This is a genomic window from Faecalibacterium sp. 7 (assembly GCF_049562865.1).
Classification (GTDB): domain Bacteria; phylum Bacillota; class Clostridia; order Oscillospirales; family Ruminococcaceae; genus Faecalibacterium; species Faecalibacterium wellingii.
Genome location: NZ_CP186911.1, coordinates 107,399 through 130,369 on the forward strand (window position 1 = coordinate 107,399; position 22,971 = coordinate 130,369).

27 protein-coding genes and 1 tRNA gene are annotated in these 22,971 nt (G+C 52.7%); 9 read left to right on the plus strand and 19 right to left on the minus strand.

The window, feature by feature from the left end; translation table 11 throughout:
* Positions 1–5: 5 nt before the first annotated feature.
* The 5 genes from rfbD to ACKXF7_RS00670 form a co-directional block, all read right to left on the minus strand.
* Positions 6–923 (minus strand): dTDP-4-dehydrorhamnose reductase, encoded by a 918-nt coding sequence (rfbD, locus tag ACKXF7_RS00650; RefSeq protein WP_423741873.1) that lies wholly within the window; start codon positions 921–923, stop codon positions 6–8.
* Between the two features lie 21 nt (positions 924–944).
* The gene (rfbA, locus tag ACKXF7_RS00655; protein ID WP_249238165.1) at positions 945–1,832 is read right to left on the minus strand and encodes a glucose-1-phosphate thymidylyltransferase RfbA; all 888 of its coding nucleotides are present in this window, start codon (positions 1,830–1,832) and stop codon (positions 945–947) included.
* A 770-nt stretch (positions 1,833–2,602) separates the two neighbouring features.
* The gene (locus tag ACKXF7_RS00660) at positions 2,603–3,412 is read right to left on the minus strand and encodes a glycosyltransferase (RefSeq protein WP_423741874.1); all 810 of its coding nucleotides are present in this window, start codon (positions 3,410–3,412) and stop codon (positions 2,603–2,605) included.
* A gap of 63 nt (positions 3,413–3,475) precedes the next feature.
* Entirely contained in the window at positions 3,476–5,899 is a 2,424-nt protein-coding gene (locus ACKXF7_RS00665; RefSeq protein WP_423741875.1) for a glycosyltransferase family 2 protein, read from the minus strand.
* Between the two features lie 130 nt (positions 5,900–6,029).
* Positions 6,030–7,079 (minus strand): SpoIID/LytB domain-containing protein, encoded by a 1,050-nt coding sequence (locus ACKXF7_RS00670; protein ID WP_423741876.1) that lies wholly within the window; start codon positions 7,077–7,079, stop codon positions 6,030–6,032.
* A 460-nt stretch (positions 7,080–7,539) separates the two neighbouring features.
* Here ACKXF7_RS00670 and ACKXF7_RS00675 point away from each other — a divergent pair.
* Positions 7,540–7,618, plus strand: a tRNA-Leu gene (locus ACKXF7_RS00675).
* A 64-nt stretch (positions 7,619–7,682) separates the two neighbouring features.
* Here the strand turns inward: ACKXF7_RS00675 and ACKXF7_RS00680 are convergent.
* From ACKXF7_RS00680 to ACKXF7_RS00720, 9 genes are all read right to left on the minus strand, one after another.
* Positions 7,683–9,179, minus strand: a complete 1,497-nt coding sequence (locus ACKXF7_RS00680; protein ID WP_112145397.1) for a tyrosine-type recombinase/integrase — start codon at positions 9,177–9,179, stop codon at positions 7,683–7,685.
* A 2-nt stretch (positions 9,180–9,181) separates the two neighbouring features.
* Positions 9,182–9,547 (minus strand): helix-turn-helix domain-containing protein, encoded by a 366-nt coding sequence (locus ACKXF7_RS00685; protein ID WP_112145399.1) that lies wholly within the window; start codon positions 9,545–9,547, stop codon positions 9,182–9,184.
* 114 nt (positions 9,548–9,661) lie between these two features.
* Positions 9,662–10,471 carry a DUF6551 family protein gene (locus ACKXF7_RS00690; protein WP_112145401.1) on the minus strand — a complete coding sequence of 270 codons (810 nt, stop codon included), beginning with the start codon at positions 10,469–10,471 and terminating at the stop codon, positions 9,662–9,664.
* Positions 10,462–11,136, minus strand: a complete 675-nt coding sequence (locus ACKXF7_RS00695) for a type II toxin-antitoxin system PemK/MazF family toxin (RefSeq protein WP_097839050.1) — start codon at positions 11,134–11,136, stop codon at positions 10,462–10,464. Before ACKXF7_RS00695 ends, ACKXF7_RS00690 begins: the two co-directional genes overlap by 10 nt.
* Before the next feature lie 86 nt (positions 11,137–11,222).
* Positions 11,223–11,450 carry a hypothetical protein gene (locus ACKXF7_RS00700; protein ID WP_005927345.1) on the minus strand — a complete coding sequence of 76 codons (228 nt, stop codon included), beginning with the start codon at positions 11,448–11,450 and terminating at the stop codon, positions 11,223–11,225.
* A gap of 375 nt (positions 11,451–11,825) precedes the next feature.
* Entirely contained in the window at positions 11,826–12,317 is a 492-nt protein-coding gene (locus tag ACKXF7_RS00705; protein ID WP_423741877.1) for a sigma-70 family RNA polymerase sigma factor, read from the minus strand.
* 537 nt (positions 12,318–12,854) lie between these two features.
* On the minus strand, positions 12,855–13,307 hold the full coding sequence (locus ACKXF7_RS00710; RefSeq protein WP_423741878.1) for an ImmA/IrrE family metallo-endopeptidase: 453 nt from the start codon (positions 13,305–13,307) through the stop codon (positions 12,855–12,857).
* A gap of 254 nt (positions 13,308–13,561) precedes the next feature.
* Entirely contained in the window at positions 13,562–13,843 is a 282-nt protein-coding gene (locus ACKXF7_RS00715) for a hypothetical protein (RefSeq protein ID WP_156069504.1), read from the minus strand.
* 43 nt (positions 13,844–13,886) lie between these two features.
* A complete protein-coding gene (locus ACKXF7_RS00720) occupies positions 13,887–14,084 on the minus strand; it encodes a hypothetical protein (RefSeq protein WP_081027658.1) in 198 nt (65 codons plus the stop codon).
* A gap of 208 nt (positions 14,085–14,292) precedes the next feature.
* Between ACKXF7_RS00720 and ACKXF7_RS00725 the strand changes: the two genes are divergently transcribed.
* From ACKXF7_RS00725 to ACKXF7_RS00740, 4 genes are all read left to right on the plus strand, one after another.
* On the plus strand, positions 14,293–15,120 hold the full coding sequence (locus ACKXF7_RS00725; protein WP_156069502.1) for a LexA family transcriptional regulator: 828 nt from the start codon (positions 14,293–14,295) through the stop codon (positions 15,118–15,120).
* A 19-nt stretch (positions 15,121–15,139) separates the two neighbouring features.
* Positions 15,140–15,343 (plus strand): helix-turn-helix domain-containing protein, encoded by a 204-nt coding sequence (locus tag ACKXF7_RS00730; protein WP_223383275.1) that lies wholly within the window; start codon positions 15,140–15,142, stop codon positions 15,341–15,343.
* Between the two features lie 273 nt (positions 15,344–15,616).
* Positions 15,617–15,952, plus strand: a complete 336-nt coding sequence (locus ACKXF7_RS00735; protein WP_156069500.1) for a hypothetical protein — start codon at positions 15,617–15,619, stop codon at positions 15,950–15,952.
* A 195-nt stretch (positions 15,953–16,147) separates the two neighbouring features.
* Positions 16,148–16,936, plus strand: a complete 789-nt coding sequence (locus ACKXF7_RS00740) for a DUF975 family protein (RefSeq protein WP_055185889.1) — start codon at positions 16,148–16,150, stop codon at positions 16,934–16,936.
* A gap of 242 nt (positions 16,937–17,178) precedes the next feature.
* Here ACKXF7_RS00740 and ACKXF7_RS00745 read toward each other — a convergent pair whose 3' ends face one another.
* From ACKXF7_RS00745 to ACKXF7_RS00765, 5 genes are all read right to left on the minus strand, one after another.
* On the minus strand, positions 17,179–17,676 hold the full coding sequence (locus tag ACKXF7_RS00745; RefSeq protein WP_156069498.1) for a hypothetical protein: 498 nt from the start codon (positions 17,674–17,676) through the stop codon (positions 17,179–17,181).
* Positions 17,657–19,162: a DNA methylase gene (locus ACKXF7_RS00750; protein WP_423741879.1), complete on the minus strand. Its 1,506-nt coding sequence runs from the start codon at positions 19,160–19,162 to the stop codon at positions 17,657–17,659. The genes ACKXF7_RS00745 and ACKXF7_RS00750 overlap by 20 nt, the downstream gene beginning before the upstream one ends.
* Positions 19,163–19,181: 19 nt before the next feature.
* Entirely contained in the window at positions 19,182–19,469 is a 288-nt protein-coding gene (locus ACKXF7_RS00755; RefSeq protein WP_156069494.1) for a hypothetical protein, read from the minus strand.
* Between the two features lie 162 nt (positions 19,470–19,631).
* Positions 19,632–19,847, minus strand: a complete 216-nt coding sequence (locus tag ACKXF7_RS00760) for a type I restriction enzyme endonuclease domain-containing protein (protein ID WP_227619334.1) — start codon at positions 19,845–19,847, stop codon at positions 19,632–19,634.
* 97 nt (positions 19,848–19,944) lie between these two features.
* Positions 19,945–20,151 carry a DUF6219 family protein gene (locus ACKXF7_RS00765; RefSeq protein ID WP_097839462.1) on the minus strand — a complete coding sequence of 69 codons (207 nt, stop codon included), beginning with the start codon at positions 20,149–20,151 and terminating at the stop codon, positions 19,945–19,947.
* Between the two features lie 276 nt (positions 20,152–20,427).
* Between ACKXF7_RS00765 and ACKXF7_RS00770 the strand changes: the two genes are divergently transcribed.
* From ACKXF7_RS00770 to ACKXF7_RS00785, 4 genes are all read left to right on the plus strand, one after another.
* Complete coding sequence (locus ACKXF7_RS00770; protein WP_156069492.1) at positions 20,428–21,207, plus strand: DUF134 domain-containing protein; 780 nt, start codon at positions 20,428–20,430, stop codon at positions 21,205–21,207.
* Position 21,208: 1 nt separating this feature from the next.
* Positions 21,209–21,865, plus strand: coding sequence for a Crp/Fnr family transcriptional regulator (locus ACKXF7_RS00775; RefSeq protein ID WP_097771467.1), 657 nt, complete (start codon positions 21,209–21,211; stop codon positions 21,863–21,865).
* Between the two features lie 87 nt (positions 21,866–21,952).
* Positions 21,953–22,495: a rubrerythrin gene (rbr, locus tag ACKXF7_RS00780; RefSeq protein WP_117506262.1), complete on the plus strand. Its 543-nt coding sequence runs from the start codon at positions 21,953–21,955 to the stop codon at positions 22,493–22,495.
* A gap of 21 nt (positions 22,496–22,516) precedes the next feature.
* On the plus strand, positions 22,517–22,891 hold the full coding sequence (locus ACKXF7_RS00785) for a desulfoferrodoxin family protein (protein WP_005921786.1): 375 nt from the start codon (positions 22,517–22,519) through the stop codon (positions 22,889–22,891).
* The last annotated feature ends 80 nt before the right edge of the window (positions 22,892–22,971 follow it).

A 22,971-nucleotide genomic window follows, 5' to 3' on the forward strand; every position in this document is an offset into this window, starting at 1 on the left:
CATCATCAGTCTTTCATGCCGTTGTCGCCGTCCCAGTGGGTGAAGAAGCAGGCCAGAGCATCCTTCCAGTCGCGCACGTCGTTGCCCACGGTGCAGCGCAGCATCCGGTTGTCCAGTGCGCTCCACTTGGGGCGGTCGGCACTTTCCGGGTGCTTTGCCTTGTATTCCTCGCTGGTGCAGGGAGCCACAGCAGCATCCACGCCGGACAGACGGATGATCTCGGAAGCGAAATCATACCACGAGCAGATGCCCTCGCCGGTGCAGTGGTACAGGCCGTACTCGTGGGTGACGCACAGCTGCAGGATCTCGTGGGCCAGATCCACCGCATTGGTGGGGTTGCCGCACTGGTCGTTGACCACTTCCAGCTTGCCGAACTTTTTGCCCGCGTTCACGATGGTCTTGACGAAGTTCTTGCCGTAGTAGCTGTAGAGCCATGCGGTGCGCACGATGAAGTGGCGATGGCAGAACTGTTCCACGTACTTTTCACCCATGAGCTTGGTGGAGCCGTAGGCGCTGATGGGGCCGGGAATGGTGGCCTCGTCCTGTGCAACGCCGCCGTTCTCACGGCCGGAGAACACATAGTCGGTGGAGACGTGCACCAGACGGGCACCGGTCTTTTCGGCTGCCTGTGCCAGATTGCGGGGGCCCAGAGCATTTGCCTTGAAGGCGGCGTCATGGTTCACCTCACAGCCATCCACATTGGTGTAGGCGGCGCAGTTGATGATGACGTCCGGGCGGTTGCGGCGGATGAACTCGTCCACCATCTTATAGTTGGAGATATCCAGATCCGGCAGGTCCACGGCGATCACCGTAGCGTTGAGCAGTTTATCCGGGATGGGGCCGATCTCGCTGCGGCCTTCGTGCAGCTGCTTGATGATCTCGGTGCCCAACTGGCCCTTACAGCCGGTAACAATGATTTTCATATGGGTACGCCTCTCTTTTGCTTAGTAGCGCAGCTTGCCGTCTGCAACATTCTTCAGGTGCTGGCCATAGGGGCTCTTGCCATAGCGCTCAGCACTTGCCATCAGGGTGTCGCGGTCGATCCAGCCGTACTTGAATGCGATCTCTTCCGGCGCACTGATCTTGATGCCCTGACGCTTCTCGATCATGCGCACAAAGTCGGCTGCTTCCACCAGACTGTCCATGGTGCCGGTGTCCAGCCATGCAAAGCCGCGGCCCAGCAGCTGAACATCCAGCTCGTCCTTCTTCAGGTACATGTCGTTCAGGGTGGTGATCTCCAGCTCTCCGCGGGCAGAGGGCTTGACCTGCTTTGCCATCCGGACGACTTCCTTGTTGTAGAAGTACAGGCCGGTGATGGCGTAATTGGACTTGGGATGCTGAGGCTTTTCCTCCACGCTGAGCACCTTGCCGTCCTTGTCGAACTCCACGATGCCAAAGCGCTCCGGGTCCTGCACATAGTAGCCGAACACGGTGCAGCGGCCTTTGTTTTCCGCATTGGCGGCGGCGGTCTTGAGGATCTTGGAGAAGCCGTTGCCGTAGAAGATGTTATCGCCCAGGATCATGGCGCAGCAGTCGTCGCCAATGAACTCTTCGCCCAGAATAAAGGCCTGTGCCAGACCGTCCGGGGAGGGCTGAACTTTATACTGCAGATGGATGCCGTACTGGCTGCCATCACCCAGCAGCGCCTCAAAGCGAGGCGTATCGGTCGGGGTGGAGATGATCAGGATATCCTGAATGCCTGCCAGCATCAGCGTGGACAGAGGATAATAGATCATCGGCTTGTCGTAGACCGGCAGCAGCTGTTTGCTGGTGACCATGGTCAGCGGGTAAAGCCGTGTGCCGGCACCGCCGGCGAGAATAATGCCTTTCATATTTGTGCACTCCTTTAAAATAGATTGAAAAGTTGTGCAGCTGTACGCCGCCCGGACGGAAGGCCGCCCGGATGACGTATGGATTCAAAGCGGAGCTGCGTCCGCTGTAAACGATTTTGGGGCTGCTCTCCCCTGTCCGGAACGGCAAAATGGGATAGCAGTTCACTTTATTTTACTATCAATTCACATAAAATGCAAGGAGGAATGATGTTTTGCTGCGCAGAAATGAGGTGCTGGTGCAATGATGTTTGCGCTATGCGCAAAATGATGTGCCGCTGCGCGGCAATGGAGGGCGAATCATCTCAGGGAGAGCTTTTTGCAAAACTGCAAGCGTCCTCGCCCTCTCAGTCATCTCGCGCTGCTCAATGCCAGCTCTCCCAAAGGGAGAGCCCTTGGCAAAACCGCACACTTTGCAGTTGAGCTGGAAACGAACCCTCTCAGCCTGCTCACTGCATTCGCAGCCAGCTCCCCCGAAGGAGGAGCTTTTCGCCATCTGCCGGTAAGTAGAGTGAAACCTCCCCCTTTCGGGGGAGGTGGCATCGCGCAGCGATGACGGAGAGGGTACCCCGCCGCGCGGATGTTTCCGCAGGAAACCAGCGCGGCAGCTGCCGCTTTCTTCCACGACCCCTCCCGTGAAAATGGGATAGCGGAACGCCCGCAGGCGTTCCGCTATCCCGAAAACAAAAATAATTCTTCCGCTATTTATGCGCAAAGCGAACGCGGAGCGCATTTTAAATCGTCCGTCCCGCCATTGCCGCAGGCACTGCGGCTTACCACGCAAAGCCCCACTTGGAAAAATAGCGCAGCAGGCTGTGCAGCTGCCACAGAAAAGGCTTCAGGCTGCGGTGCGCGGCACGGTGCCATGCATGGATGGCGGTGTACTGGGGCACCAGATACGCCTTGCCCCGGGTGCGCATCTTCTGGGTCAGGTCGGCGTCCTCCACATACATGAAGTAATCCTCATCAAAACCGCCCACGGCCTTGAAGGCTGCGGTATCCACCGCCGAGAAGCTGCCGGTGCAGAACTCGATCTCGGTGGGGCTGGTCAGGTCCCTGTCTGCCATCAGATAGCGCTCGTTATACTTGGCCCAGAATTTCAGGCAGGGCAGCTGGCGGTACACCATGGCCCGCACGCTGCACCGGCGCAGCGGCAGACGCTGGGGCCTGCCGTCCGGGAAGGTAAGTGCGGGCCGCGCCATCACTACACCGGGGTGCGCCGTCATCCAGTCCGCAAGGTCACTGAGGGTATCCTCCGTCAGCTGGATGTCCGGGTTCAGGATGAAGTGCACCCGGCTGTGCAGCAGGCTGAGCACCGTGTTGTGTCCGGTGCCGAAGCCGCCGTTCTCTGTGCGGCAGAGCACCTCCACCTTCTGGTCCTCGCGGATGTGCAGGGTGCCGTCCTTCGCGGCCTTGGCAAGGCGCTGGCCGCTGCCGTCCGGGCTGGCGTTGTCCACCAGATACAGTGTCAGCGGGTGGCGGCGGGTGCAGTCCAGCACGGTCTGTGCCGCCCTGAGCGCTTCATCCGCGCCGTTATAAACTACGATACAAGCAGAAAGCTCCACCGGGGTTCCTCTTTTCAATCAAAAATTCCTCATAAAGCTCGCCCTTCGGGAGAGCTGCCTGCGCAGCAGACTGAGAGGGTTTTACTCCAGCGGTTTGATGTCAAAGCTGAAGTCCTCTTTCATCAGGTCAAAGTTCGGGTTCATGCAGGGGTCACCTGCGGCCAGCTGCTTTGCCCACCGCTTCTGGAAGCGCTCCACCTCCGAGATAAAGCGCTTGCGCTTGACCGGGTTCTCGTCCAGACCACGGCTCTTGCTCTCATAGTGGTACAGCTGGGCAAAGGGGGTGAACACGTTGGTATAGCCCGCCTCGCGCACGCGCACGCAGAAGTCCACATCGTTGAAGGCCACGGCAAAGCTCTCGTCCAGACCGTTCACCTGCTCGTAGACGCTCTTGCGCACCATCAGGCAGGCGGCAGTGACCGCATACACATCCTGTGCATAGACCAGACGTCCCATATAGCCGGGGTGGCCCACCGGGAAGTTCTTGTGCATGTGGGCCGCAAGGGTCAAAAAGCCGAAACCGATGCCCGCGTGCTGGATGGTGTTGTCCGGGTAGAGCAGCTTTGCGCCCACGCAGCCCACACGGTCCTGCTGGGCGTACATGAGCATTTCTTCGATCCAGCGCGGAGAAATGACCTCCGTATCATTGTTGAGCAGCAGCAGGTATTCGCCGGTGGCCTCCCTTGCGCCAAAGTTGTTCAGGGCGCTGTAGTTGAAGCCGGTGCCCTGCCATGTGATCACCCGCAGGTTCCGGTGTTCCTTCTGCAGTCTTTCATAGCAGCGGAAGGTGGCAGGCTCCCTGCTGTTGTTCTCAATGACGATGATCTCAAAATCCTCATAGGTGCTCTTGCGGCAGATGGACTCCACGCAGGTGCGCAAGTCGGAGGAATGGTCGCAGCTGGGGATCAGGATGCTGACCCGGCCCGGCTTTGTGATGGTGTAGTCCGTCTTATAAAAGCCCGGCGTGCCCGGGATCATGGACACCTCGTCCACCGGGATGCCCATACGCTCGTAGTGGGCATACAGGGCCTTGACCGCAGCTTCCAGACAGTAGGTCTTGGCCGAAATGTTGCTTGCCACGCTGGTGGGGCTGGAGCGCCAGTAGTACAGCAGGTGCGGGATATGCACGATCTTGTGCGCCTTTTCGGTCAGACGCAGATAGAGATCGTAGTCCTGACTGCCGTTGAACGCAGCGCGCTCATCGCCGCCCACAGCGGCCAGCAGCTTTGCGCTGAACACGCTCAGATGGCAGATATAGTTGTTGGAGCGCAGATTGTCCAGCATATAATCCGGCTTGAAGTGGTAGACAGTCAGGTGGTCGATGTCGCCCTCAAAGGTCACTTCATCGGTGTACACAAAGTCTGCACCTTGTTCGGCAATGGCCTGTGCCACATACCACAGAGCACACGGGTGCAGAATGTCGTCATGGTCCAGCAGGGCGATGAACTCACCCGTTGCCAGTGCAAAGCCCTGATTGGTGTTGCCCGCAATGCCCTCGTTCTTTTCCAGCTTCTGGTAACGGATGCGGGGGTCTTCCGCCGCACGGGCTGCTACGGTCTGGCCCACGGTCTCATCCTGACCGGCATCCACAAGGCAGAGCTCCCAGTTCTGATAGGTCTGGTTCTGCACCGAGTCCAGCAGCTCCACCAGAAACTGCTGCGGCGTATTGTACAGCGGCACCACGATGCTGATGCGCGGCGCGGCGGGCTGGTCGGCCGCCTGCCTTACCAGCAGCTCTGCGCTGGCAAAGCGGTCGGCGCGCATGGTCCTGCCCGGGAACAGCTTCGCATATTCCTTTCTGGCCTTTGCCTGCGCACGCACGCCGGAAATGCCTACCCGGCGCAGCTGGCCCAAAAAGACGAACGGTGGGAAGGTGTGTGTCAGCTGACGGCCCTTGCTGACAAAGTAGCGCAGCGGCCAGCTCATCTTCCAGAAGGTGGAGCTGGTCACATTGTTCAGCGTCTTTTCCAGATCCTTCTCGTGGCTGCGGCTGAGGGAAAGGTCGCTGCGCAGACGCTCCAGCTGAGCCGTCTGCTCTTCGCCGGTGCGTTCGGCCTGCTGCATCCGCTCCCGCAGTTCATCCAGCGTCATTTCATAGCCGGCCAGCAGCTGCTGCACGTCCTGCACTGCACTGCTGCGGCAGAACAGCGCGGTCTGCTGGGCTTTGCCGCGGTTCTTCCACTCAAAATCACGGTAAAGGCCCTGTGCAGCCAGCTGCTTTGCACAGTCAGCCATGGCCGATGCATCGGTGCACACCAGCAAGACCTGTGCACACTGCAGTGCGGGCAGGTCCACCCATTCCGGGTCCTCCACCACCAGCAGGGCAGCGGTGCCCAGTTCTGCGTTCTCCGGCAGCAGCTGTGCGCCGGTCTTTTCCAGTTCTTCGGCCAGTGCGCCGCTGCCGCCCAGCACCTGAATGCTGGCGGGGGTCAGCTCCCGCACGATGCGCTGCGCCAGTGCACGGCAGCGCTCGGCCTGTCGTTTGGTTTCTTTTTCCTGATCCATTCCGATCTCCGCTCCTATGGAACTTTTTTATCTTAAAATGATCTCTCAAAAAATCACATAATTTATAGTATACCAAATCCGGCACGATTTGAGAAGGTTTTTACCGGATTTCTTTGCCGGTTTCCGCTGTTTACCAGTGGAACAGTCTGTGCAGCCAGCCAAAGAACCCATCGCCGGAGCTGCCGGAAGCGGAAATACCTGCACCGGTGTAGTAGTGGCGCAGGATCTCCCGGTAGCCCATGCCCTGCTCCTGTGCGTAGCCCACAGCACCGCACTGGCTCATGCCCACGCCATGGCCGAAGCCGTAGTAGGTCATGCAGGGCGTGCCGCTTTCGTCCGCGCCAAAGTCGAAGCAGTAACGGGAGGAAACGAACTGGCCGATATAGCGGTAGCTGCGGCCATTGGACACAAAGGTGTTGTACTGCACAAAGCCGCCCAGATCCTTGTGGGTGGTGTCGGCGCTGACGTAGGGCTCACCGGTGCGGCTGTCGTTGTACTCTTTATAGGTATAGTCTTTTCCGATGACCCGGCGCAGCTTGTTGTGGTACTGCTCCTCGTAGGGGCTCTCCACGCTCTGCAGATACGGCACATCGGTGCCCCATGCGTCCCGGCTGGAACAGGTGCCGTATACGCCGGTCTGGGTGTTGTAGCCCGCACTGGCCGACCACACGGCGTCGCAGACGCTGCCGTTATAGGTGAGCACCTCGTTCTTCACCGGCTCCACCGCCCTGCGGATCGCCTCCCGTGCCGAGGACGGGATCTGATCCACCGGGGTGTAGATGAGGGCATTGGACGAGGAGCCGTACTGCTTGTGGTATTCCAGATAGGAATGGATGGCCACCGCCTGCGCCTTCCACGCCTGCTGGGCGGCGCTGGCACTGACATAGCTGCCAATGGACCCCAGCTCGGTGTAGGTGATGCCCACCAGACAGTCCACCAGATCCAGCGTGACGTTGCGCCGCAGGCCCTGCCCCTTGATGTTCAGGTAGGGCATGGTGATGGTATCCGAAGAGCCGAACAGCCACGCAAGGCAGTTTTCCTCCTCGGCAGGGATCAGGGTGGTATCCGCCCCGCCAATGGTGACCGCTGCCGAAGCCGCCGGGGCCAGTACGCAAACGCACAGTACAGCCGCCAGCACAAACGCCGCCGCGCGGCGCGCAAACCGATGCAGATGTTTCAAAAGTGATCTCCTCCTAGTATCCCATGTTTTTTACAGTGTAACACAGCCTGCGCCCGTGAGCAAGGACTGGACTTTCGTTTTTTGCTTCCGGACAAAAAGAAACCGGAGGGCTGCTCCCTGTGCAGGGCGGCTCTCCGGCAGTGTTTCCGGCTGACGGCGCAGGGTGCCGCCGTTCTCGGCAGACGTTCGATTTTTGCAGCTGCAGGAAACTCAGTCTTGATTTTGTTCCGAAAATCCGCTATAATAGCAATGTTCTTTCAGAATCATGATATCAGCCGATGTGTCGGAATGGCAGACGATGTAGACTCAAAATCCGCTTCGTGATTTTTCATGTCTGTGCAGGAAATCCACGAGTATTCGTTGAATTTTGAAAGTTTGTCGAAGCAGGATTTCTTACATCCCTCCTGAACATCCCTCCAATCTTCGGAAACCGGTACTAATGTCCCAAAATTGAATATAAGCCGATGTGGCGGAATGGCAGACGCAAACGACTCAAAATCGTTCGGGAAACCATGTGGGTTCGAGTCCCACCATCGGCACTCCATCATAAAACAGCTTAGAATCGAAAGATTTTAGGCTGTTTTTCTTTTTCTACTCAGTTCCTTATACTTTGGTGTTTTCTGGGAAGATGTTGACGATTGCATTCGCCGAGGACACCTTGCTGGAGAAATCCAGATGTGTATAAATGTTGCTTGTTGTGCTGATGTCACTGTGACCGAGCCACTCCTGAATCTCCTTCAGGCTCACGCCATTGGCATAGAGCAGACTGGCACAACTATGGCGCAGATCGTGAAAGCGGATACGCTTCATCTGGTGTGCGACCAGAAAATCCGGGAAATGCTGACTCAGAAAGTCGGGCCGAATCCGCTTTCCAATCGGGTCTACATAGATATAGTCAAGATAATCGTTGCAATAGCTTTTGCCGCAGACCTTCCGATTCTGCTCCTGCTCCTTTTTCATTTTATTGAGCATCTGCTCACAGGCAGGGATTAGGGGAAGTGTCCGGCAGCTCGACTTTGTTTTTGTCTTATCTCGTGCGATTTCCGTTACCGTTCCGTTGACCTTTGCGGTCACAACCGTATGCTGAATGCTGATTTTCTTGTTCTCAAAGTCAATGGCATCCCATTTCAAACCAACAATTTCACTGCGCCGCAGCCCGTAGAATGCAGCCATGATGACGCCAAACTCCGAAGGGTCACCTTGAATCACCTTGAAAAGTTGCTCCAGTTCTTCACCACTGTAAATCTCCGACTTGAACTTTTCCTTACGAGGACGTTCAACGCGATCTGCCGGGTTGGAACGGATCATGCCGATTTGAAAAGCATACTGTAAGCATTTGCGGATGTTGGCGTGATAGTGAATGACGGTGTTTGCCGTAAGGCCACGATCCAACTCATGCTGGTAGAAGTCTTGGATGTATTTGGGATGCTGTTCCATATCCTGTAATGTATAGTGGAGCGGTTCAAAATATGGGACGATCTTGTGAATGATTGCTCTTTCATAGCTGGCATAGGTTGTGATTTCCACTCGTGACTTCATCATTTTCAACCAGTCCGTGATGAAGTCGGTGAAAAGTACCGGGGAGTTATCAAGGCAGGGGTCAACTTCTTTGATGGGGCTGACCTTCAGCCAATTATTGGCAACGGCATATTGCAGGGCATCGGTCAACTCCTTGTGCCAATCAAGAAGCTGCTGTACACTGGCCTCCTCCTGCTGACGCTCATAGCGGAAGAACGTTTCCAGATCGCGCGGAGAGAGTGCTTTCAAAGACAGCCGCTTCTTTTCAAAGTATGGGACAACTACTCTTCCCAGATCATAAGCATATCTGCCATAGGTTTCGGGCGGAAGGTTCATCACACTTTCCCGAAGCCAGCGGTTCAGATATTCCGATACCGGCAGGTCGGAAACCTGCTGCATCGTTTCAGGGTTAAACTCTTTTTGTGTTTTACGCAACAGAGATTCAGCTCTTTTTTTGTTTCCTTTAACCGGAAGTCCTGTGCTGATGGATTTGGTTCTGCGCTTTCCATTTGTGTCTTTCCAGCTCAGAATCATCTGATACATACCGTTTTGTTCTCTTAAATGTCCGGCCACATTTGTCATAGTTATGCTCCTTTCTGTTCGCAGCCAAACGTCCTTTGCTTAGGCATCATAAGTTTAGAAGATTCTGGGGTGTTTTGCAAGGATGGCGCAAGAGAGTTTGATAGGCGCATCCCTCCAAGTTGCCGATTCTGATCGATCAGGTACTCTACCACGCAGAGTTTTGGTATCTTATAACTGCGTCCTACACGCGCCGAGTGGATCTTATTCTGCTTGACCAGCAGATACGCATTCTTCCGGCAGATGCCAAGCATTTCCTGAAGAATGTCTACGGATACCACATCCGGGTAATCCTTGAACATCATCATGTACCGCTCCGTCTTGCGGTCGGGCTCTTCCTGAATCAAAGTGCAGGCTGCGATCTCGCTCATTCCTGTCCTCTCCTTTCCAGTTCAATATGTCAATTATTTGAAAGAAAATACTATATGTAAAGAACGATGGTCTTTTCCGGGTACCATCGCCCTTGCCAAAGGAGATATTTGAGTTTAGAACTTCATCGGCAGCGCGTCTTTCCTGCACTTGCCGTTGTAGGTGGTGTAGATGGGATAAACGTACCGCCGCCAGCCCGGAAGCTTGGCGGGGTTATCCCGGCTGATACGGTAGAGCTCCATGGGATGGACGCCGCTCAGCGCACGGACAAGCCGCTCCGCGCTGTACTGCCCGTGGTACAGCTGTACAAAGTACATCACGCCCCGCAGGACAGCCGCCCGGAAGGAATCCGGTCTGCCCTCCCACGCTTCCACGATGTGCCGCAGAGCTTCGCAGTAGATTTCTTCGCCCAGCTGGTCGTACAGCTTCAGCGCCGTGCCCACGCAGCTGATACGGTAGTCGCTCAGCTGCATGCTGTCGTAGTTGAGGGACAGCCCCACCCGGTTGGTGGCTGCGACAAACGCCTTGGAAGGCGCATCGCCGCCCACTACCTTGGCGCGCAGCTTGATGCCCGCCGACAGGGGTGCGGCGTGACCGTTCTGCTCCGCAAAGAGCAGGGCTTCCTGCTCCATCGTCAGGCCGGTGTAGACCTTGCAGAGGATCGGGCGGTCCGCGCCACCGTTGAGGAGGATGCAGCCCTCGATGGTGTGCTGCCCGTCCATCACATAGTATCTGCCGTTGCGGAAGCTGACCTTCGGCTCGTTAACGATGTACTCATTGAAGTCTCTGGCGATCAGCTCCACCCGCTTGCGCTCCACGCCCCGCTGGTAGATCTCGCGGGGATAGATCAGCTTGCTGCTGTGGATGACCGAAAGCTGGTACGGCGGGTTGATACCAATGAAAGTATTGTTTTCGTTCAGGCGCATCGCATTTCCTCCTTAATTCTCCAAATGTACTTCTCGGCTTCCTCTAAGATCTCAGCCACCTGCTGCTTACGCTTCGGGCTGGTGAGCAGGCTGGGATTGAAGGTGAAGCTGTATTCCAACCGCTGGATCATGGCATGAACCGCGGATTGCAACTCGGTGTACAGCATCATTTCCTCGATGCTTCCGGCGTTCTCAAAAGACGATTTGATGGGCGTATAGGGGTAGACAGGTGGTTTGCCATCCACCACCTCAGGCGGCGCGTAAAGCGCCGTAGAGCGCCGGATAGGCTCCATCTGCTGGATGCTGCCCATGGGGTTCAGCGCAAGGCTGATACGCACTGCATCATCCACCCTGCGCATCTCCTCCGGGGTCAGATGCCCCAGATACTTCAGCGCCCGGCTCTTGTCGATGGTGAAGATCTGCTCTGCCTGCACAACGGACGGCATATTCAACCCTGCGTTTTCCAACAGGCAGTGGGTCGGCTGGTTTACTTTCTTTTCCGCCTTGCTTGTCATGGTCGCAACGATCAGGGTCGGAGAGTGATAGTTGCCCACGTCATTCTGAAGAATGACCGCCGGACGGTCACCGCACTGTTCCGAACCGGTGCTCGCCCCGAAATGGGTGAAGAAGATGTCTCCGCGTTGGAATTTCCAGTTTTGCTGCAAAATTGTACCTCCATGTTGTTATGTGCAAAGCCCGCTGCCGGATGTTCCGCAGCGGGCTTCGTTCACGGTATGGTGGTATGGTTGGATCAGCGGTGCATGACCACATAATCGTAGCCGCGCCGCATCTGGCAGACGGTGCAGGTGTCCATGCTCCGGTCTGCGCTGGGTACAAGTGCGATCTTGAATGCCTTTGCATCCACAAAGTGCCGCAGACAGGTACCGCAGAGGGTGCGGATGGACTTGACCATCTCAGGGGTCAGCTCCATCTCCTCGTAGATCTCCTGCTCGCGCACCGTGGGGTTCAACTCATCCATAAAAGTGTCCTCCTATATGTATCAAAGTGGATATTCGGATAAAGAATAAATTGGGATACGTAAAAAACGGAAACTGCCGGATGCGCAAAAACGTACCCGGCAGTTCCCGGATCAATATGATTAAAGGTCTCGCATATTCGCCCTCGGCCCCCTACGAGTGGGGCATAAACATCTGGCAGCGGACTTGTACCGCTTCATTGGCATTTCAGCCACCCCGTCTGCTTTGTGACCGGGCCGCGAATTACGGAAGTATCATTATCGGAGTACCAGATGACGGAACTATTCAGTTTTCAAGGACCATGAAGTCGGACGCTTTGCCCTGCGGCAGATGTCGCTTGGGAAATTGTCCCTTCACTTGGTAGCCGACGAGAATGGTCAATCCATAGCATCAAAATCAAACTTTTTCAGAAAATTAGTAATTCTCTTGATTTTTATGCTAATAGTTGGCTGCGACACCCCTAATACTTTAGAAATTTCAGTAACCGTGTAGCCCTCATAGGCGTAGAACGTCAAAAGTTTGAGGTCATCTTCCGATAAATTTTCAAGAGCAGACAGCAAACGCTCGTTCTCAATTTCGCCGATCCATGCAAATTTGCTCTTAGTTTCGTGATAGGTATCCGTTGTGGTAATAGCCTCCTGATAGCGCAACATCAAGGGAGATGCTTCTTCCTCGGAGCTTTCATACGCAGGTGCAGTGAACTCCTGTGTCCGCTCGATGAAGGTACGCTCCGAATTGAACTGCTGACGGTCATAGTCATACATCTTCTGGATAGCATCTTCCGTCATTCCCGCATCCGCGTACTCAATGCGCAGCTTTTCCCAGTGTGCTTCAAACTTCTTCAACTCATAGCCCTTATTAAAAGACATCGTAAACCTCCAAATTTTCGATAAGTCGTGAAAAGTCGAAAATTTGGAAGGCTACGGATATTTCGCCGCTTGGGGCATCCACGAAAAACAGACAAACATAAAGCCTGCTCCTTTTTACGGGAGCAGGCTACCTGAAGGCTAAAAAAATAGCCGGACAACCAACTAACAGAGCGGTTCTAAAAGCAGAATCACTCTATCAGCTGTTGCCCGGCTATTTGGTGCGCGTTTCATACATTGCCTTGCGGCAATGGCCCGTTGCTCGGTGACGAACAGTCCATATTCAGGGTGCAATGCACCCGATTTTTGAAATTGTGTTTTGCCTATAAAGCAATCAACGCCTGCGATAGGCTAAATCAACCGTTGCTACGTTGCCGCACTTGAGGCACTTTATGCGGATAGTGCCTGAACAGCTCTCATCTTTTTGGTAGAGCTTGTGTCCGCAAACGGGGCAAAACCTCCAGCCGATGCTGAATTGTGCCTGCTGTATATTGCTCAGTGGTTTATTTTTAAAAGGACGATTATTTGATTGAATCATGTTTATTCTCCAAATCGGATGATGTCCAATGGATGGCAGTGGATGGGTTTGCCTTTTATGACCTGCATCTGCTGTAGTCTGATCCTGATAGCAGACCACGATACTCCCATCTGCGCAGCCATCTCCAGAATTTTTTCATAGTTCGGGTCGGATGCGGATTTGTATAGGATTCCATTCGGCAGGCACAGCGCTGCCCGTTCTATTTCGGCGTTGACTAGAAATGTCGGCATCAGCAGCTCTGCTGCAAGGGTGTTTGCCTGCCATTCTTCCCATGAGGGTTGTCCGTTTCGTTCCCGATAGGCAATGTGCCCACGGCACTTGACTGCTTTTCCATAGTCGTTCGGGAACAGGTCAGCTAAAATCTGGTGTGCCGCCTCATGCGCTATCGTGAAATTCCGGCATCCGGTGCAGCCGTCTGCCGCAAGGGCAGAATCGATCACAATGTCCTTCGGCATGAATATCTCTACAAGCTTTGTACCATCCCCTAAAGTTACGGTAAAACCGCATCTTTGAAAAACGGTCAGTCCGAGGACGCTGCCATCGCTACATAGCGGCAGCATTTTCACATTCAGCCCAAGAACAGCGCTTGCAAGCCGTTCAGGGTCAATGGGTTCCGGGGCATCTTTGCTGATCCCGAAGCGGGTATAGTACTGGTCGATATACTTACCCGCTATGCGCGAAAGGTCTGCGCGGGATAAGTACCTTGCCATTATGAAGCACGGCTTTCCGGCACAGAGCAGTAGGCTTCCACGAACCACTTGCCCTGCTCAAGCCAAAGATTTCGCTTCTGCCCGCAAATCAGGCAGGTGAAGCAATGTCCTTTCACGCCAAAACGTGATGTACCATGCTTGACTGCCAAGACTCGATCAATTCCATAAGTGCGAGTCTTGTCATAGTTTATGGCAAGAGGACGGATCTTACCGTCAGGAGTAAAACGAACATCCACTTCGACGTATCTTTTCTCACGGCGAAGGTTGTAATCACCACACATCAGAAATCCTCCTTTTTGCAGATTTATCAGAATGCAGCGTGCATTACTTGCGAGTCATACTGCGTGCCACGAACTGTTTTTCGTTTAACAGAGGAACGGACACTGTATGCTTTTTCCACTCATCCATAGAGCAGGTTACCGCTTTGCACAGACGGCATTTTGTCCAGCCATCGGTTGCATCAAGATCTACATCATAGTTCATGGTTCCGCACATCGGGCATCTTACGTTTTCTTTTCTCATAATATCACCTCTTAAAAACACCGAACAAATACGATTTCGGTCCAGAATCAACACCAAAAAGCTGTTATTCGTGGATTTGATTCGATTATATACCTACTTTATGGAGATGTCAATTACGCATTTGTCGCTATTTTAGAGATTTCTTATTGATTTCCTGTATTTTCTATACTATAATAGAGCTACCGGATCACAAAGGAGTGTTCTTGTTATGAAAAAGAAAACCACGCTCACCAAAATGCACATAGCCCCATCCACAGTGCGCTATGATGCAGTCGCTGCGAGGGATAGCAATGAGGTTGGTCAGATTCTCGCAGGCACACGAAAAAGGAATGGCTATTCACTTGTAGCTTTCTCTGAACTTCTCCGTCACTATGGCGTCGATGTCAGTGATAAAGGAATCAGCAAATGGGAAAAAGGCTATACCACTCCTAGCATCTACCAACTAGTTGCTATCTGCTACGCATTGAACATCAAGGAGGGTCCTTCCTACTTTACAAAGAACTTCCAGAAACCCGCCCTTCTAAATGACATCGGGCAAAAAAAAGTCGCTGAGTACGAAATGGACTTGATTGCATCCCGGCGCTACCAGCCAGACGCAGAAGAGCCCGCGGAAATCGACTACATAATGATGCCTGTATCAGAGTTGCCAGTATCGGCAGGTCTAGGTGCTTTTCTTGAAGGTGAAATGTTCCAGCAGATACAGGTGCCTGCTAGTAGCGTTCCAGCAGGGGCTGAGTTTGGAATATATGTTAGTGGTGATAGTATGGAGCCGCGTTATCATAACGGACAGATTGTATGGGTGAAGCGCTGCGAAGAACTTGAATGCGGGGATATCGGGATATTCGTATATGATGATTGTGGATATCTGAAAAAATACGATGAACATACCCCAGACAAATCCCAAGCAGAGTTCCTTACCGACAGCTATGGCGTGGTGCATAACCAACCGGTTTTGATTTCTCTTAACACCAAATATTCGCCGATCCTTATATCTCCAGAGCAAAGATTCGAGGTTGTTGGAAAAGTTTTGAACTAAAAAGATGGGAGGAGTTTTCGTGGATACGATCAAGCGTGTTCAGGATTTGATGCAAGTGCGTGATATGAATCTATGTGTATTGGCAAAGAAATGCGGAATATCGTACTCCACGATTCAAACCACCGCCCGTCGGGGAGGGCAGTTAAGCGTAGAGACGATTGAAAGAATTTGTCAGGGTTTAGGAATTACATTAAAAGACTTCTTCGATTCCTCCTACCTGTAAATATAGGGGCAGCAAAAAAGCCGTTCGCCACGCTGGAAAATCTGCGTGGTGAACGGCTTTAATTGCTTCTATTTATCCTTTGGTAATCTCCAGATAAACACTAATCTCCATGATTGTTACCATTGAAGGAATACATTTGCGACGATCTTCGGGCATACCGAATAAGATTTGCATTGGCAGTTGAAAACGGCTCATGTTACCTATTGCAATTCTGACTATTTGGAAATATACTTGTAAGTATCAAATTATTTCACTTTATGGGAGGAAATTATTATGGCAAGACCCAAGGGAAGCAAGAATAAGGCTCGTATTGTAAAGGCCAGCGTTGATTATGCAGCCGTCATTGCAGAAAAGGCCGCAAAAAAAGAGAAAATCGAATCTGAGGTTGCTACGTTGACTGCAAATCTCGATGATCTGAAGACGCAGCTGAAAGCCAAGAAAGCAGAATTGAAAGCCGCCACCAAGGAACTTGCCAAAGCCGAAAACAAAAAAGCTGCCGCCGAAGCAAAGGCAGCAGAAGAAGCAAAGAAGGGCGAAGCAGAAGATGTGCTGAAGAAGCTGCTTGCCAGCGGTATGACGGCTGAAGAAATCCTTGCAAAGCTCCAGTAATGCAATATGATGAACTGGACAAGCTGCTGAAGTAAAGGAAGGGGCTGTTGCACACGGATAAAAGCCGGTGCAACAGCCTCTTTTTCATTCATTCATGCTGCAATTTTTTCAGCGTTTCAAACGTATCTAAATTAAAGTGGCATATCATATTCCTTTTCACACATACTTGCCATTTTCAGACAGGAGGTTGCTTTTATGAAAATATCTGCCGACTATCGTATGCTCGCTCTCGATGCTCTGCGCGGAAAATGGAAAACTGCTGTTCTGACAGGTATTGCCGCCAGTGCGCTCGGTGCTACCATTGTGAGCAGTTCCAACAGTGTCGTTTCCAATTCCAATCAGGCAAAGGACATTCATTTTAACCTGTTCGCCCAGCCAAACGGCGGTCGGCTGCTTGCTGTTTTGCTTGTCGGCATTGGTCTGTGGGCAATCCTCCAACTGATCGTGGGCGGTGCAGTTCAACTGGGATATGCTCATTTTAATCTGAACCTTGTAGATGGAAATGATGCTGCCATCTCGGACTTGTTCTCTCAGAAAGACCGTCTGTGGGATGGCTTCTGCATGAAATTTCTGCAGGGTCTGTACATCGCCCTCTGGTCGCTGCTGTTGGTGATTCCGGGAATCGTGAAAACATACAGCTATGCGATGACACCTTACATCATGTCCGAGCATCCTTCGTTGACTGCAAATGAAGCGATCACAGAATCCCGGCGGATTATGGACGGCAACAAATGGCGGCTGTTCTGTCTGGATTTCAGCTTCATTGGCTGGGAGCTGCTCTGTTCGTTGCCACTGTATGCCGGGGGTTTTCTGGTTCTCAAATATTTCACCGGTTCAGAGGCTATGGCGATTTCTCTTTTTCTTCTGCTGACAATTCCATTGAGCATTGGCTTCTTTTTTGTACGCCCCTATGAGGAAGCTGCATGGGCCACTTTCTACCGTGATATTACCGCAGCACCTACCGAACCGGATGAAGCATACTGACTTTTATACTATTTCTCAGATGTGACCGGACTTTCGAGGTGATCTGCGTATGGAGAAGAAACCTGACCGTTCCGAAATAATTGCAATGACCCTCTTATTTGCTTTAACGCTGGTGCTTACGGTATTAAAAGTGACGAGAACGGTTTCACTGCCTTGGTTGTGGGTGCTGGTCCGCTTTGGCTTGGCACATATCGGTACCGTGATTAGGGCTGCTTGCGCTGGGAGATTTCTCCCAGCGTTTTTTATTCCTCGGAGATGCCGAGATATTGGTCAATCTCCATGATACCCTCCCCGCTGAGTTCCACCAGATCTTCAAAGGGGACTACGGTTTCGCCCACCTGTAAGGTGCGGAACACCGGGTCGATGCGGTCTGCTTTTCCGGTCAGCGTGATGTAATTGCCCACTGCGGGAATCTCTGGGTGGGCGGTATCCTCTTTGAAATACCGCACTGTGATGGTCATGCCCTTGGTGACCTGCATCAGCCGATCGGACAGAGCCGACATTTCTTCCTCGGTCAAAATGCGCTTGGTCACCCGCTCGGTGCGCTGCTTTTCTGCGGCAAGCTGCTCATCATAACCACGCAAGGCTGCAAAGGGAGAGAAAATCTTTGCCCGGTTCTGTAAAGTCATGCGGGGGTGCTTGCGAAGGGATTCTTCGGTCTGGGGGCGTTTCATCTCTAGGATGTCCCCGTACTTTTGGGCGGTCTCTTGTCCGATCTTGCTATTTTTGTAGTTTTCCATCCGAACCTCCTGCGCTGTGACCACCGATCTGCGCATTGCGCTGGCGCATGGTGGCACCTTCCTCGTAGCTGCTGGCTTTCAGTACGGCATTTTTGCCGTACTTGTTCTTGATGCCCAACATGGCTTGCTGGAGTTTTTTCTCCTTTTCCAGCTTCTTGGTGTCCGTGAAAAAGTCCACCTGATAGATGCCCTCGTCCGGGGTGACCTTGTTGGCGTTGATGGTAATGCGCCGCACCGTCAGCGCCGGGTCGGTGATACGCTCAAACAGCTTTGCGCTTTCGCTGATGAGGGTGCTGCCCAGATTGGTGGGCGCATCAAACCGGATAGTGCCGTGAGCTGCCTTGGGGATGGTTCTGCCGTAGCGGTCGGTCTGGGTCAGACCACGGTAGCCGCCCTTGTCCACGTTCTCCCGGTCGTAGCCTATCTCCAAGGTGATGGATTCTGTCACCAGCTTCTTTTCGGTGAGCCGAAACATCAGAATCTCCGCCATCTCCCGGACAATGAGCTTGGCTTTGTCGTTGGGGTAAGGGCAGGTCAGCACCTGTCCCTCACTGATGCTGTTGGTGCTGGGCTTGTAGCTTTTGATTTGTTCCATGCCGCAGGGTTCGTAGCCCCATGCGTGGTCGATGAGAATTTCTGCATCCACGCCGAAAATCTCATACAGACGATCTTCTCCATGGATGGAGAACCGTGCCAAGTCCCCCATGGTGTAGATGCCATGAGCTTCCAGCCGCTTGACGGTTCCGGGACCGGTCATCCAGAAATCCGTCAGGGGTCTGTGGTTCCACAGCAGATACCGATAGGACTGCTCATCCAGCTCTGCAATGCGGACACCATCTTTGTCTGCCGGGATGTGCTTTGCCACAATGTCCATGGCCAGCTTTGCAAGGTAGAGGTTAGTGCCGATGCCTGCCGTTGCGGTGATGCCGGTGTTGTACAGCACCTCCCGCACCATGGTCATGGCAAGTTCATGGGCGCTCATGTGATAATAAGGCAGATAGCCCGTCACATCAATGAAAACCTCGTCGATGGAGTAGGGGTAAATGTCTGCCGGGGACACATATTTGAGGTAGGCCTTGTAGATCTGGGTGGACACATCCAGATACCGCTGCATCCGGGGCGGTGCAACAATGTAACTCAACCCCAGTGCAGGGTCTGCGTTCAGGGCGTTGGCATCGAAAGAGGTGCTGGCAAAGTGATATTTGCCGTCCTCTCCCCGGACTGCCTTTTTCTGCCGGATGGCAGTCTGCAGCCGCTGGGCATTGACCTCCCGGACACGCTGGACGGCTTCAAACAGCCGCGCTCTGCCGGGTATCTTGTAGGCTTTCAGGGAGGGCGATACCGCAAGGCAGATGGTCTTTTCGGTGCGGGAGGCGTCTGCCACCACCAGATTGGTGGTCAGGGGGTCGAGATGACGGTCTACGCACTCCACCGAGGCATAGAAACTTTTCAGGTCGATTGCCAGATAGGTGCGCTGCGCTGCCATGATTCAGCCCTCCTTTGTGTTATTTGGATTCCACCTCCACGAACCATCTTCCAAACCGGGATGGAAATCGTGGGTCGCTGCGTTCAAAGAACAAATGCTTTTCTTGACCTTTTACCATTACAGTATAGCAATCGCCGGGTAGATCGGCAATGGTATTTGCAGGGCGAAAATCTCGTACCTGTTCGATGGGATAAGTTCGCCCATCACCCCATGTAATTTGTCGGGGCTGCATATAACCTGTTGCATCAAAATCAGAAGTCACTTTCACATAGACCTTTTCCGTTTTGCGACGGCAGTTTCGATTCATTCTTCACAGCTCCTTTGCAAAGTCCACAACTATTTATCTTATTATAATAAATCTTTACGCTGTTTTCAAGAGAAAGCACAACAATTGTTAGCGATGCAAAAAAATACAGCTATATTTCAGTGTGAAGCCTGAATATAGCTGTATTTTTTCTTTATGGATGATTTAATTGTTCTCCTCAAAGTTCTCGACCTGCTCCATGACCTTTTTGAAAACTTCGGGGCTGTACTGTGGAGGATAGCCGTTTTTTACAAGGCAGATCTTGATCTCCAGCTTCAACTGATTGCGGACGTTCTGATTGTTCAGCCAGTCAGCAAACGAAGATTTGGTGTCGATAATCTCTTTGACCTTTTGCGCCAGAGCCTTGCACTTGTCGTTGATGACAGCACACCGTCAACCTCTTTATCGGTTCCGTATTCAAAATCATACTAGTCCCGCAGGGCAAGGAGAATAAAGATAAAGAAAGGAATTTTTTTGTTTAACTATTCTCACTATTATTTGATTTAGTGATTTTTTTCTTCTTTGGAGAAACCAGTTTGTGACCGGAATAAATGGACATGCCCATACAAATCAATGAAGAATAGGCAAAGTATTTATGCGCAGTCATAGATTTTTTGATTCCAGAATAAATGCATCCCAACATACAGAAAAGTGCGCCTAAGGCCCAGTATTTATGTGATTTCATGATTTGATGCCTCCTTTGATTTAACTGATTCAATTATAACGTTTTTTTACGAGAATGCAAGCATTACCGGGAACGCTTTCATGTGGATGCTGTGACTGCCGCTACGGTCATGCTCGGTGGGCATTACGAACAAGGCTCACATGTAGCATTCGACTCCGAATATCAGCCGGCACACATATGAGGACGGAAAATGTAGCAGCTTTTGAAAAAAATTGCTTTTTTCTGCTCAAAGTGCTACAATCGGAATATACCGAATACAAAGGGAAGAAAGCTCCCATGCCAAGACCGCCACGGTGCCGTCAAATTTGTGGCGTATCACAGGTCGATACATTCTGTCCCAACGGGTGCGAGAATACCGAGCCGATCCTGCTGACGCTGGACGAATACGAGGTCATTCGGCTGGTTGACTTGGAGCAGCAAACCCACGAGCAGTGTGCCGCGCAGATGGACATTTCACGCTCTACCGTGCAGGAGATTTACGAAGGCGCACGGCGCAAGATTGCAGCGTGTCTTGTCCACGGGAAACCGTTGCACATCACCGGGGGAAACTACCGCATTTGCGGAGGACAGGAGGCAGCTCACTGCGGCCGTTGCTGCCGGATGCAGAGAACCAACATGGAAAAATTAGGCAAAACTTGCAAAGGAGATTCCATTATGAAAATTGCAGTTACCTATGAAAACGGTCAAATCTTTCAGCATTTCGGTCACACCGAGCAGTTCAAGCTTTATGAAGCTGTGGACGGCAAAATCACTCATGCGAAAGTCGTTGACACCAACGGCAGCGGTCACGGCGCACTGGCAGGCCTCCTGATGCAGAACGGCGTGGACACTTTGATTTGCGGAGGCATCGGCGGCGGTGCGCAGGCAGCTCTGGCCGAAGCGGGCATCAAGCTCTACGGCGGTGTCAGCGGGGACGCTGATGCCGCGGTGAGCGCATTGCTCAACGGAAATCTGGGCTACGATCCCAATGTTCACTGTGACCACCATGACCATGAGCACGGCGAGGCTGGTCACTCCTGCGGTGACCACGGCTGCGGCAAGCATAGCTGCCATTGATATGGAACGCACACTGACACAACTTCCGTTCTGGTCATCCTTGACCGAACGCGAAATGGACACACTACGCCGAAGTGCCTTTGTCCGTCATTATAAAAAGGGTGCGTTCGTTCACAGCAGCGACAATGAATGTCTCGGAATGCTGTTTATTCTTTCCGGCGAGATTCGCACCTATCTTCTCTCTGATGAGGGGCGGGAGGTAACGCTGTTCCGCCTGTATCCGGGCGAACTATGCGTGCTTTCCGCCTCCTGCGTGATCAGTCAGATCACCTTTGATACGCAAATGACTGCCGGAATGGATACGGACGTTCTGATTATCCCTGCAAATGTCATTGCTGCACTCAAGGAGAAGAATCTCCATGTCCGCTGTTTTCTCTATGAACTGGCAACGAAACGGTTTTCTGATGTGATGTGGGCGATGCAGCAGATCATGTTCAAGGGGCTGGATCAGCGGCTGGCAGAATTTCTCTTTGCCGAAGCGGAACGTACCGGCTCCGACACGATACGTATGACCCATGAGCAGATCGCCCAGCACATCAGCTCGGCACGGGAGGCAGTGGCACGGATGCTCAAAAGCTTCTCGGAGGACGGACTGGTGGAGCTGAAGCGTGGTGCAATCACGCTGCGGGATAAGAACAGACTAAATCGTCTAAAATAAAAAGGAATGTGACTTCGTCACGGAATAAAATCATAGATTTGCTACAATAAAAGCAGAAAAGCAGAAAAGCAGGAAGGAGTATCCACCATGAAAGAAACGAAATACGCAGGAACTCAAACCGAAAAAAACCTGATGGCTGCCTTTGCCGGTGAGTCCGAGGCACGCAATAAGTACACCTATTTTGCATCCAAGGCCAAGAAGGAAGGCTTTGAGCAGATCGCGGCACTGTTCCTCAAAACCGCTGATAATGAGAAGGAACACGCCAAGCTGTGGTTCAAAGAACTGAACGGCATTGGCGACACCGCAGAAAACCTTCTCTCCGCCGCTGAGGGTGAGAACTACGAGTGGACGGATATGTACGATGGCTTTGCCAAAACTGCCGATGAGGAAGGCTTTCATGAGCTGGCCCAGCGTTTCCGCCTGGTAGCCGCCATTGAAAAGCACCATGAGGAGCGCTACCGTGCCCTGCTGCACAATGTGGAGATGGCGGAGGTCTTTGCCAAGAGTGAGGTCAAGGTATGGGAGTGCCGCAACTGCGGTCACATTGTGATCGGTGAGAAAGCTCCGGAGGTTTGCCCCACCTGCAACCATCCCCAGAGCTATTTTGAAATTCACGCAGAAAACTATTAAAGAAAGAAAAGGAGAATTATCATGGAGCAGAAGTTTTACATTTGCAAGCATTGCGGTAACATCATTGCCAAAGTTAAGGACGTAGGCGTCCCTGTCGTCTGCTGCGGCGAGCCGATGAGCGAGATCGTTCCCGGCACCACCGACGCCGCCGTGGAGAAGCACGTTCCTGTCTGGACGGTGGAAAACGGCATCGTCCATGTCAAGGTCGGCTCCGTAGAGCACCCCATGCTGCCGGAGCACTACATCGAATGGGTATCTCTCCAGACTAAGCAGGGCAATCAGCGTAAGGAACTGCATCCCGGCGAAAAGCCGGAGGTCTGCTTCGCTCTCTGCGAGGGCGATGAGGTCGAGGCGGTCTACGCCTACTGCAACCTCCACAGTCTGTGGAAAGCGTAATTCACCTTCTTAAAATCCGGTGCTCAAAAAGCACCGGATTTTTTTTATCAATGTAACCTCGTCACAGAAAAAGAATTTGT

Excerpts from the sequence above, each read along its gene's own strand:
- ACKXF7_RS00740 (WP_055185889.1), top strand. The coding sequence starts at position 16,148 with ATGAAAATATCTGCCGACTATCGTATGCTCGCTCTCGATGCTCTGCGC.
- ACKXF7_RS00770 (WP_156069492.1), top strand. The coding sequence starts at position 20,428 with ATGCCAAGACCGCCACGGTGCCGTCAAATTTGTGGCGTATCACAGGTC.
- ACKXF7_RS00710 (WP_423741878.1), bottom strand. The coding sequence starts at position 13,307 with ATGCCGAAGGACATTGTGATCGATTCTGCCCTTGCGGCAGACGGCTGC.
- ACKXF7_RS00690 (WP_112145401.1), bottom strand. The coding sequence starts at position 10,471 with ATGCGCCTGAACGAAAACAATACTTTCATTGGTATCAACCCGCCGTAC.
- rfbA (WP_249238165.1), bottom strand. The coding sequence starts at position 1,832 with ATGAAAGGCATTATTCTCGCCGGCGGTGCCGGCACACGGCTTTACCCG.
- ACKXF7_RS00715 (WP_156069504.1), bottom strand. The coding sequence starts at position 13,843 with ATGTGTGGTGATTACAACCTTCGCCGTGAGAAAAGATACGTCGAAGTG.
- ACKXF7_RS00680 (WP_112145397.1), bottom strand. The coding sequence starts at position 9,179 with ATGACAAATGTGGCCGGACATTTAAGAGAACAAAACGGTATGTATCAG.
- ACKXF7_RS00735 (WP_156069500.1), top strand. The coding sequence starts at position 15,617 with ATGGCAAGACCCAAGGGAAGCAAGAATAAGGCTCGTATTGTAAAGGCC.
- rbr (WP_117506262.1), top strand. The coding sequence starts at position 21,953 with ATGAAAGAAACGAAATACGCAGGAACTCAAACCGAAAAAAACCTGATG.
- ACKXF7_RS00720 (WP_081027658.1), bottom strand. The coding sequence starts at position 14,084 with ATGAGAAAAGAAAACGTAAGATGCCCGATGTGCGGAACCATGAACTAT.
- ACKXF7_RS00705 (WP_423741877.1), bottom strand. The coding sequence starts at position 12,317 with ATGTCTTTTAATAAGGGCTATGAGTTGAAGAAGTTTGAAGCACACTGG.
- rfbD (WP_423741873.1), bottom strand. The coding sequence starts at position 923 with ATGAAAATCATTGTTACCGGCTGTAAGGGCCAGTTGGGCACCGAGATC.
- ACKXF7_RS00755 (WP_156069494.1), bottom strand. The coding sequence starts at position 19,469 with ATGAATCGAAACTGCCGTCGCAAAACGGAAAAGGTCTATGTGAAAGTG.
- ACKXF7_RS00700 (WP_005927345.1), bottom strand. The coding sequence starts at position 11,450 with ATGGATGAGTTGAACCCCACGGTGCGCGAGCAGGAGATCTACGAGGAG.
- ACKXF7_RS00685 (WP_112145399.1), bottom strand. The coding sequence starts at position 9,547 with ATGAGCGAGATCGCAGCCTGCACTTTGATTCAGGAAGAGCCCGACCGC.
- ACKXF7_RS00665 (WP_423741875.1), bottom strand. The coding sequence starts at position 5,899 with ATGGATCAGGAAAAAGAAACCAAACGACAGGCCGAGCGCTGCCGTGCA.
- ACKXF7_RS00765 (WP_097839462.1), bottom strand. The coding sequence starts at position 20,151 with ATGAAATCACATAAATACTGGGCCTTAGGCGCACTTTTCTGTATGTTG.
- ACKXF7_RS00725 (WP_156069502.1), top strand. The coding sequence starts at position 14,293 with ATGAAAAAGAAAACCACGCTCACCAAAATGCACATAGCCCCATCCACA.
- ACKXF7_RS00775 (WP_097771467.1), top strand. The coding sequence starts at position 21,209 with ATGGAACGCACACTGACACAACTTCCGTTCTGGTCATCCTTGACCGAA.
- ACKXF7_RS00750 (WP_423741879.1), bottom strand. The coding sequence starts at position 19,162 with ATGGCAGCGCAGCGCACCTATCTGGCAATCGACCTGAAAAGTTTCTAT.
- ACKXF7_RS00785 (WP_005921786.1), top strand. The coding sequence starts at position 22,517 with ATGGAGCAGAAGTTTTACATTTGCAAGCATTGCGGTAACATCATTGCC.
- ACKXF7_RS00745 (WP_156069498.1), bottom strand. The coding sequence starts at position 17,676 with ATGGAAAACTACAAAAATAGCAAGATCGGACAAGAGACCGCCCAAAAG.